The organism is Nonomuraea terrae, assembly GCF_004348995.1.
Lineage (GTDB): Bacteria > Actinomycetota > Actinomycetes > Streptosporangiales > Streptosporangiaceae > Nonomuraea > Nonomuraea terrae.
The window spans coordinates 1-9,027 of record NZ_SMKQ01000282.1 but is presented as its reverse complement, the minus strand read 5'-3'; the positions used below and the strand labels follow the sequence as shown (position 1 = coordinate 9,027).

The following is a 9,027-nucleotide window of genomic DNA, read 5'->3' as shown; positions in this document are numbered from 1 at the left end:
GACCGCCCCGGCGAACGCCCTCACCTGCGCCTGCTGAACCACTGAGCACGCCCCACCCGCATCCGCCACCACGGCCGCACGGTCGCGGGATGCGGGTCAGCAGGTCTTGTAGTCCTGCTTCGTCGAGTTGTACGAGCAGGAGTCGACCGGCTTCCCGGAAGCGTTGCGCAGGTAGGCGGTGTCCGCGTTCTGGTTCCAGATGTAGGCGAGGGTTCCGCCGCTCCTGCCCCAGTAGCGGTTGGAGGCGGTGTTCTCGCCCTTGCCGGTGCGCACGGTGACCGTCTTCCCGGCTTTCAGGGTGAACGTACCGAACCGGTAGACGTGATCCGACCGGCTCGTCTGGTCGCGCACGGTCCAGCCCTTGAGGCTGACGGCCTTCTTGCCGGTGTTCTTGATCTGCACGTACTCGCCGTTCAGGCTGCTGTTCCCGCCGTTGTCCGGCGAGCCGGGGGAGTCGTAGTAGATCTTGGTGATCTGGACCACCGGCGCCGCCGCGTAGGCGGGCTGGGCGGCGAGGGTCATGCCGGCGGTCAGCACCGCGGCCGTCAGCAGAGATCGGGTACGCACGAGGAGACTCCGGGGGGTGTCGGCAATGATGCGAACCGAGCATATTGACGCTCGCACGCCCCAATGGACCGTTCCCGTATCGGTTTGATACCTGACACGCCGGGCGAACAACCACACCGATCTGATGTCGGGACGCGTCCGCCCTACCCGAGGAGATCCGCCGGCGTCAGGACTGTCACCCCCGGTTGTGACTGAAGAGCCACCAGAGGAACGCCCGCTCCATATGGCATCCAGGCGCCCCGATCGTCCAGGCGTCCTGGTCCTGCGGCCCGTCGAAGAGGGCCGCTACTCAGGATGAGAAGGGCTCGGTGGACCAGCTCTCGGCCTAAGCCTCGTATACCTGGGTGACTCTGGCGCTTCGATGCAGAAGCGGCAATGATCGCTCCATGGGCTGGAGGGGAGAGGCGGGGCCGCCCCCGCCGGCCGCCGCCAGCATCCTCTTCCGGCCGGTCCTACCCAAAATGCGCTCCTCCAGAATGGTCAGTCGCGGGTATTCGCGACGTTGCGGACCATTCCTGTTTCCAGCGACAAGACGATCTAACACTGGCAACCCACCCCGACATGGCTTGTCCGTGAAGGCGAAGCGTTGGGGCATCCGACCGAAGACGGGCCGCAGTGAACAGAGCCGTCACAACCAGACGGAAACCGCGCGATGACCATGCAGGTCACCGCGCGGTCGCTGGTCGTCACACGTCGTAGTAGAGCTCGAACTCGTGCGGGTGCGGGCGAAGGCGGATCGGGTCGACCTCGTTCTCGCGCTTGTACGACACCCACGTCTCGATGAGGTCGGGTGTGAAGACGCCGCCCTCCAGCAGGTAGTCGTGGTCGGCCTCGAGGGCGGCGAGCACCTCGGGCAGCGAGCCGGGCACCTGCGGGATGTTGCGGGCCTCCTCCGGCGGGAGCTCGTAGAGGTCCTTGTCGACCGGCTCCGGCGGCTCGATCTTGTTACGGATGCCGTCGATGCCCGCCATCAGCATCGCCGCGAAGGCGAAGTACGGGTTGCAGGACGGGTCCGGCACGCGGAACTCGATGCGCTTGGCCTTCGGGTTGGACCCCGTGATCGGGATGCGGACGCAGGCCGAGCGGTTGCGCTGGGAGTAGACCAGGTTGACCGGGGCCTCGTAGCCGGGCACCAGGCGGTGGTAGGAGTTGACCGTCGGGTTGGTGAACGCCAGCAGCGACGGCGCGTGCTTGAGCAGGCCGCCGATGTAGTAGCGGGCGGTGTCGGACAGGCCCGCGTAGCCGACCTCGTCGTAGAAGAGCGGCGAGCCGTCCTTCCACAGCGACTGGTGGCAGTGCATGCCGGAGCCGTTGTCACCGAAGAGCGGCTTCGGCATGAACGTGACCGTGCGGCCGTTCTCCATGGCGGTGCTCTTGATGATGTACTTGTACAGCATCAGGTTGTCGGCCGTCTTGAGCAGCGTGCCGAACTTGAAGTCGATCTCGGCCTGACCGGCGGTGCCGACCTCGTGGTGCTGCATCTCGACGTCGATGCCGCACTCGATGAGGTGGCGCACCATCTCGGAGCGCAGGTCGGTGAAGTGGTCCATCGGCGGCACCGGGAAGTAGCCGCCCTTGTAACGCGGCTTGTAGCCGAGGTTGCCGCCCTCGGCCGCCTTGCCGGTGTTCCAGGCGCCCTCGATGGAGTCGATGTAGTAGTAGCCGGCGTTCTGCTTCGTCTCGAAGCGCACGTCGTCGAAGATGTAGAACTCGGCCTCGGGGCCGAAGTAGACCGTGTCGGCGATGCCCGTGCCCTTGAGGTACTCCTCGGCCTTGCGCGCCACGTTGCGCGGGTCGCGGCTGTAGGCCTCGCCCGTCAGCGGGTCGTGCACGAAGAAGTTGATGTTGAGCGTCTTGTGCTGGCGGAACGGGTCCACCACGGCGCTCGAAGGGTCGGGCAGCAGAAGCATGTCGGACTCGTGGATCTGCTGGAAACCGCGGATCGACGAGCCGTCGAACATCAGACCGTCAGTGAAGACGCTCGCGCCGAAGTTCTCAACCGGGAAGGTGAAGTGGTGCGTCGTCCCCGGCAGGTCGGTGAACCTGACATCGACGAACTGCACCCCTTCGTCACTGATGAACTTCAGGACGTCGTCGGCGGAGTTGAACACTCTCGAACCTCCCTGGGGACTGGTCATCATTGCGACGCTAGGCCGGGGCCGTTTCCATACGGTGTCCCGATTGTTTCGCACGTGTTACGCAGGTCAGGTGGCCTGTGATGCCGAGCAGCCGTCGTCGTGCCGCGGCTCGTCCTCCAGGTCGTAGGGGTCCTCGGGCGCCCCGGTGGCGGGCACCTTGTCGGGCGGCGAGTCGTCGTAGTAGGGGTGGATGAAGCCGTCCTCCACGTCGCAGCGGGCGGGCGTCGCGCTACCGTCCCAGCTGCTCACCCAGACCACGAGCCGGCCGGCCTCGTGGTAGATCTGTACGGTGCCGGTGAGGTGAGTGACGAGCCTCATGGCGGTGGCGGGCCGGCCGGGGCGCTGCACCGCGTAGACCACGAGGTAGTTGAACTTCGCCTTGACCCCGCGCAGGCCCTTCTCCTTGAACGTGGTCAGCGTGGTCCGCCCCTTGACCTTGATGACGTCCGTGGTGAGCTCGGCGGTCTTCGGCGCGAAGCTGTTCACGAGCGTCCGCGTGGTCTCCTCCGGGTCGTCCAGCTCCTCGCGGAACCAGTCGCGCTGCCCGCGGTCCAGCAGCCGGGCGAACGCGTCCGGAGCGCCGCCGAGCAGCGTCTTCTTGTCGAGGTACGCGGCGGCCAGCAGCTCGCGCGTGCGCCGCAGCCCTTTGGCGACGTCCTTTTCCGGAAGGCCGCCCAGCGCCTTGGCCTCCGGCATCGCGAACCCGTCGATCCCCTCGGCGTACTTCTCTGCCGGTGATCCGGCGAACGGGTCGGCCAGGTCGGTGCCGGAGCCGTCCGCCGGCCCCATGACCAGCTGGTCCAGCGGCGCCGCGACGACCGGCATGGTCTCCTCCGGCACCGCGCCCGACGCCGCCGACCTCAGCGGGGCCAGCACATCCGGGCGGTACGTGACGACCACAGCCCCGGCGACGATCAGCGCCGCGACCGCGGCCACCATCAGCCAGCCCCGCCTGCTGCGCGGCGCGGGTTCGGGCTCCGGTAAGTACCCGGGTAAGCGATCGGTCCCGCCGCCCGGACGCCCGGTCTTGGCGGCTCTTCTCGCCGCCGCCCGCATCCTGCGCTGCTCCTCCTTGTCGATCTGTGAGACCAACTCATTGAAGCGCGTATCAAGGTCATCTCCGTGTGGCATGGCGTACATCTTGATGGTCTTGCGACGCGGTCGGGTCACGATTCCGGCCGGCCCACCGGGCGGATACCGTTGGAGGCATGAGCGGCAACGAGCCTCGGTGGACGCAGACCTGGCTGGGCGGCGTACGGTCCGCCGGCGTCGATCTCGGATACCCGGGCGAGCGCCTGGGTGTGCCCGAGGAGGGCAGCGGGTCGATCAGCGGCTGGGGGCGCCGCATCGGCGCGCTCGTCATCGACTGGATGATCTGCACGTGGGTCGTCGTGCAGCTGCTGCTGCGGATGAACCCCGCCGAGGCGCCGTGGGCGCCGGTCGCCGTCTTCGCCCTCCAGTACCTTCTGCTCGTGGGCTTCATGGGGCAGACGTTCGGCCACCGGCTCATGGGCATCAGGGTCGCCGCGATGGACGGCGGCGACCCGCGCCTGCTCCCCGTGGTGGTGCGCACCGTGCTGCTCTGCCTGGCCGTGCCGGCCCTGATCTGGGACCGCGACCACCGCGGCGTCCACGACCGCGCCTCCAACACCATGGTCGTCCGCATGTAGCGAGCGACAATAAACCGTACCGGGTTCAGAAATGAACCCGGTACGGTTTATGCTGTCCGCATGATGGCGGGGCTCAGGGAACGCAAGAAAGAACAGACACGGCGCCGGATCTCCGAGGTGGCGCTGCGCCTGTTCGACGAGCGAGGCTACGACGCGGTGACCGTCGCCGAGGTCGCCGAGGCGGCCGGGGTCGCCAAGGTGACGCTGTTCGCGTACTTCTCCAGCAAGGAGTGCCTCGTCCTCGACGCGGTCAAGGAGGACATGGCCGCGATCGTGGCCGGGCGTCCGGAGGGGCGGTCGCCGCTCGACGCACTGCGCGCGCACTATCGGGGGATGGCCCGGCAGGGCGCCGGCGAGGTGGATGTCGAGGAACTCTTCACCCGGATCCGGGTGATCTCGTCGAGCCCGGCCCTGCTGGCGGGACTCCAGTGGACATACGCGGGCCAGCGCCAAGAGCTGGCCGCCGAGCTGGCGCGGGCCGTTCCGGGCGACGGCCTGGCCGCGCAGCTCATGGCCGCCCAGATCAGCGCCGCGGTCACCACCGTGCAGGAGGCGTTCTTTCACCGGCTCTCCACCGGGGTGCCGCTGGAGAAGGCCGGACGGCTCCTGGCAGAAGACGTCGAGCTGGCCTTCGACCTCCTCGAACACGGCTTTTCATCGCTAAAAGGGAACATATCGTGAAAAAAGGCATCAACTACGACACTGGCTTCCTGCCGGGCGACTCCTGCTCCCGCCCCGTCTTCGACCCCGACGCCGTCGCCCGCGAGATGCGCGTCATCGCCCGCGAGCTGCACTGCGACGTCGTCCGGGTCTCGGGCCGCGAGCCCGCGCGGCTGAGCGTCGCGGCCGAGCGGGCCGCCGCCGAGGGCCTGGAGGTCTGGTTCGCGCCCTTCCCGGTCGACATCCCCTCCGACGAGATCCTCCGCCTGTACGCCGACTGCGCGGAACGCGCCGAGGCCGTTCGCGGGAGCGGCGCGCGGGTGGTGTTGGTGACCGGCTGCGAGACCAGCGCCTTCTGCCCGGGATTCATCCCCGGTGACACCTACGGCGAACGGCTGGAGCGCATGGCCACCGCCGACCTCGCCTGGTGGCAGTCGCTCGGCCCGGTGATGGAGCGCTTCAACGGCTTCCTGGCCGAGGCCGCCGAGACCGTCAGGCCCCGCTTCGGCGGTCCCGTCACGTACGCCTCAGGCCCGTGGGAGTTCCTCGACTGGAGCCCGTTCGACCTGGTCGGCACGGACGCCTACCGGGCGGCGCACAACGCGGACGCCTTCGCGGCCGAGCTGCGCGCGCGGTTCGCGCCCGGCAAGCCGGTCGCGGTCACGGAGTTCGGCACCTGCCCGTACAAGGGGGCGGGGGAGCTGGGCGGCATGGCGTGGTCGGTGCCCGAGGGCGCGGTGCGCGACGAGGGCGAGCAGGTGCGCTACTTCACCGAGCTGATGGACGTCTTCGAACGCGAGGGCGTCGACACCGCCCTGTGGTTCACCTTCGCCGCCTACAACCGCACTGACGACGACCTCGGCTCGTACGGCGTGGTCACCATGCTCGACGACACCCGGTGGCGGCCCCGGGAGATCTTCCACGCCATGGCCGCTAGGTATGCGCGCAGCTGAAGATCGCCGTGCCCGGCAGGTGACGGCCGCGCAGCGGGCTCCAGCCGCCCCAGACCTGCTCGTGCCCCTGCGGCCACTCCGGCTCCAGCAGCCCGGTGACGGTGAGCCCCGAGGCCACCAGCAGGTTGACCCAGTCGGCCATCGTGCGGTGGTGCTCGACGTAGGTGAGCCGGCCGTGCTCGTCGCGCTCCTCGTACGGGGAGCGGTCGAAGTAGGACCGGTCGGACGTCAGCCCCCGCGGCCCCGGGTCGTCGGGGAACGCCCACCGGATCGGGTGGCTCACCGAGAACACGAACCGGCCGCCCGGCCGCAGCACCCGGCGCACCTCGCGGAAGACGGCCGCCGGGTCGGCCACGAACGGCAACGCCCCGAACGCCGAGCACGCCAGGTCGAACGACTCGGCCGCGAACGGCAGCGCCTCGGCGTCCGCCTGCACCACCGGCACCCGCACCCCGGTGTCGAGGTCGATGCGCTGGGAGTGGCGCAGCTGCCGGTGGGAGATGTCGAAGGCGGCCACCTCGGCGCCCTGCGCCAGCAGCCACCGCGCGCACTGCGCGGCCCCGCAGCCGATCTCGAGCACCCGCCGCCCGCGCACGTCGCCGAGCAGCCGCGCCTCGGCCTCGTCGAGGCCCTCGGGACACCACACGAACCCGGTGTCACGCAGGAAACCGCCGTGCTCGTCCTGGTAGTCGTCGGCGTTGCCGTCCCACCACGAGCGGTTGGCGCGTGACGACAGGGACGGCACTAGCGCAGCTTGGGGCCGCGCGGCATGCGGGCGCCCTTGGGCATCGGGCCCTTCGGCAGGGGCATGTTGCGCGGCAGCGAGCCCAGCCGGTCTTTCACCTCGTTGACCGCGGGCTTCTTGAGGTTGCGCGGCAGCTTCATCAGGTGGCGCTGCAGCTTGCCGAGCGGCACCTGGCCCTCGCCGTCACCGCACTGGATGTCGTAGATCTCGACGCCCAGCACCACGCGCGCGACCCGCTTCTTCTCGGCCGCCAGCATCTTGGCCACCCGGTTGCCCGGACCTTCGGACACCAGCACGACGCCCGGATAGCCGACCACGAGATGGACGAGGTCCTGCTCGCGGTTGACCGCGATGGCCGGCGTGACCTGCCAGTTTCCGCGCATGCCCTGCAGCACGGCCGCCGCGGCGCCGGTCTGGCCGTGCAGCAGCGAATACTGCGCCCGCTGCGCGAGCTGCCCGAACACCACCAGGCCCACCGTCAGAGCGGCCAGGATGCCGATGAACAGGGAATACCAGAAGTAGTCCGTGACCAGGCCGATCACGATGACCACCGCCAGCGTGCCCACCGCCGAGAGGAAGACGATCGGCATCCCCTTGGGGTTGGCCTGCTTGATGATCTTCGCGATCATGCGGAGCTGCTTGATGCGCCCCGGCTTCTCTGAGTCCTCGGACTTTGCCATGCTCAGAAGGATACAAACCAACAGGTGCAGTGTGGAAAACGCGCCCGCGCCGTGCCTGCCCTGTGACTAGATCTTCACCGTCGCGAAGAGGCGGAGGTCGGCGGCGCTGCGACCGGCCGCCACCGGGTGTTCGCCCTCGACCGTGCGCCAGCGGCCGTCCCAGACCTGGAAAGCGCGTTCCGGCAGGAAGATCGTGCTGATCACGGTCTCGCCGGGACCGGCCTCCACCACGTCGAAACCGGCCAGCCGGTGTTCGCGACCGGCGTAGACCTGCACGACCTCCCGGCCGGGCCGCGGGCCGGTGTTGGTGACGGCCACGCTCACGGTGGCGCCCTCGGCCGCGATCGAGTCGTACGACCAGGTGGTGTAGCCCAGGCCGTGCCCGAACCAGTACGCGGGCGCGCGCCCCGACCGTCGCCACGCCGGGTAGCCGATGGAGGCGCCCTCCTCGTACGCGAGCGTCCCGTCCACCGGGGTCACGGCGGTCACCGGGGCGTCCTCCAGCGTCCGCGGCCAGGTGGTGGGCAGCCGCCCGCCAGGCTCGGCGTCGCCGAACAGCACGTCGGCCAGCGCCGCCCCCGCCTCCTGCCCCGGGAACCAGGTCAGCAGCACGGCCGCCACCTCCTCCGCCCACGGCAGCTCCACCGGGGCGCCCGCGTTCACCACGACCACGGTGCGCGGGTTGGCCGCGGCGACGGCCCGGATCAGCTCGTCCTGCCGCCCCGGCAGCCGGAGGCTCTCGCGGTCGAAGCCCTCGCTCTCGACCTGCGGCGTCGTGCCGGCCACGACCACCGCCACGTCGCACTCGGTGGCCACGCGCACGGCCTCGGCCAGCAGCTCGTCCTCACCCGGCGCGGGGTCGGCGTGGCCGAGGGCGAGCGACACGAACGCCATGCCGCCGAACGCCCCCGCCGGATGCGTCAGCGCCAGCTCGTACGCCCGCCCAGCGGTCATCGGCACGCTCACCCGGTGCTCGGGCGGCGTCAGGAACGCCACGGCCGGGTCGTCGCCCGGCGCGTCGACGCGGCCGTCGAAGACGCTCCGGCCGTCCACGGTCAGGGTGAACGCGCCCGCGCCGGTGATCGACAGCTCGTGCTCGCCGGTCGCCTCCGGCGTGTACGCCGCCCGCAACCGCACCGCCGCCAGCCGGTCGCCGTCCACGCCGGGCGGCAGATCGCCCATCCAGCGGGCCTCACCGGTGGACAGCGGCTGCTCGCTGAGGACCGTGCCGGCCGCGTCCAGGAACTGCGCGGTGACCGGGCCGGGAAGCGGCGCCAGGCGGACGCGCGGGTCGGCCCCGACGGCGTAGCGGACCTCCGTACGCTCCGACAGGCCCGCCAGCGGGGAGACGATCCGCTCGGGGAAGACCTGCGCGCTGCCGCCGCCCATGACGCGAGCCTCGCGGGCGGCCGCCCCGAGCAGGGCGATCACCGGACGGCCGGGCAGCGGCAGGACGCCGTCGTTGGCCAGCAGCGTGAAGCTCCGCGCGGCCACCTCCCGCGCCAGCGCCACCCCGTCGACGGGCTCCTGCACGCGCGGCCCACCGCCGGACCGCGGCGGCCCGAAGACGGCCGGGGCCTCGTGGGCGGCGGGTGCGGAGGCGGGGGACTCCTG

9 protein-coding genes are annotated in these 9,027 nt (G+C 70.2%); 3 read left to right on the top strand and 6 right to left on the bottom strand.

What is annotated here, in order from left to right; all coding sequences use genetic code 11:
* Positions 1–96 precede the first annotated feature (96 nt).
* The 3 genes from E1286_RS43470 to E1286_RS43460 all read right to left on the bottom strand — a co-directional run bounded on the left by E1286_RS43470 (position 97) and on the right by E1286_RS43460 (position 3,836).
* A complete protein-coding gene (locus tag E1286_RS43470) occupies positions 97–567 on the bottom strand; it encodes a lamin tail domain-containing protein (protein ID WP_246075662.1) in 471 nt (156 codons plus the stop codon).
* A 686-nt stretch (positions 568–1,253) separates the two neighbouring features.
* Positions 1,254–2,678: a type I glutamate--ammonia ligase gene (glnA, locus tag E1286_RS43465; RefSeq protein WP_132622679.1), complete on the bottom strand. Its 1,425-nt coding sequence runs from the start codon at positions 2,676–2,678 to the stop codon at positions 1,254–1,256.
* Positions 2,679–2,771: 93 nt separating this feature from the next.
* A complete protein-coding gene (locus E1286_RS43460) occupies positions 2,772–3,836 on the bottom strand; it encodes a hypothetical protein (RefSeq protein WP_132622673.1) in 1,065 nt (354 codons plus the stop codon).
* 77 nt (positions 3,837–3,913) lie between these two features.
* Between E1286_RS43460 and E1286_RS43455 the strand changes: the two genes are divergently transcribed.
* Genes E1286_RS43455 through E1286_RS43445 form a run of 3 tightly spaced genes read left to right on the top strand, consistent with a single transcriptional unit; the run spans position 3,914 to position 5,988 of the window.
* Positions 3,914–4,375, top strand: a complete 462-nt coding sequence (locus tag E1286_RS43455) for an RDD family protein (RefSeq protein ID WP_132622671.1) — start codon at positions 3,914–3,916, stop codon at positions 4,373–4,375.
* A 60-nt stretch (positions 4,376–4,435) separates the two neighbouring features.
* Positions 4,436–5,056, top strand: a complete 621-nt coding sequence (locus E1286_RS43450) for a TetR/AcrR family transcriptional regulator (RefSeq protein WP_246075661.1) — start codon at positions 4,436–4,438, stop codon at positions 5,054–5,056.
* Entirely contained in the window at positions 5,053–5,988 is a 936-nt protein-coding gene (locus E1286_RS43445; protein ID WP_223190897.1) for a glycoside hydrolase family 113 protein, read from the top strand. Before E1286_RS43450 ends, E1286_RS43445 begins: the two co-directional genes overlap by 4 nt.
* Here E1286_RS43445 and E1286_RS43440 read toward each other — a convergent pair.
* The 3 genes from E1286_RS43440 to E1286_RS43430 all read right to left on the bottom strand — a co-directional run.
* Entirely contained in the window at positions 5,969–6,733 is a 765-nt protein-coding gene (locus E1286_RS43440) for a class I SAM-dependent methyltransferase (RefSeq protein ID WP_132622669.1), read from the bottom strand. The two genes, E1286_RS43445 and E1286_RS43440, sit on opposite strands and share 20 nt — an antisense overlap.
* Positions 6,733–7,413: a DUF4191 domain-containing protein gene (locus tag E1286_RS43435; protein WP_132622667.1), complete on the bottom strand. Its 681-nt coding sequence runs from the start codon at positions 7,411–7,413 to the stop codon at positions 6,733–6,735. Before E1286_RS43435 ends, E1286_RS43440 begins: the two co-directional genes overlap by 1 nt.
* Before the next feature lie 66 nt (positions 7,414–7,479).
* Positions 7,480–9,027, bottom strand: a 1,548-nt coding sequence (locus E1286_RS43430) for a glycoside hydrolase family 3 C-terminal domain-containing protein (RefSeq protein ID WP_187368311.1), incomplete at its 5' end; no start/stop codon positions are given.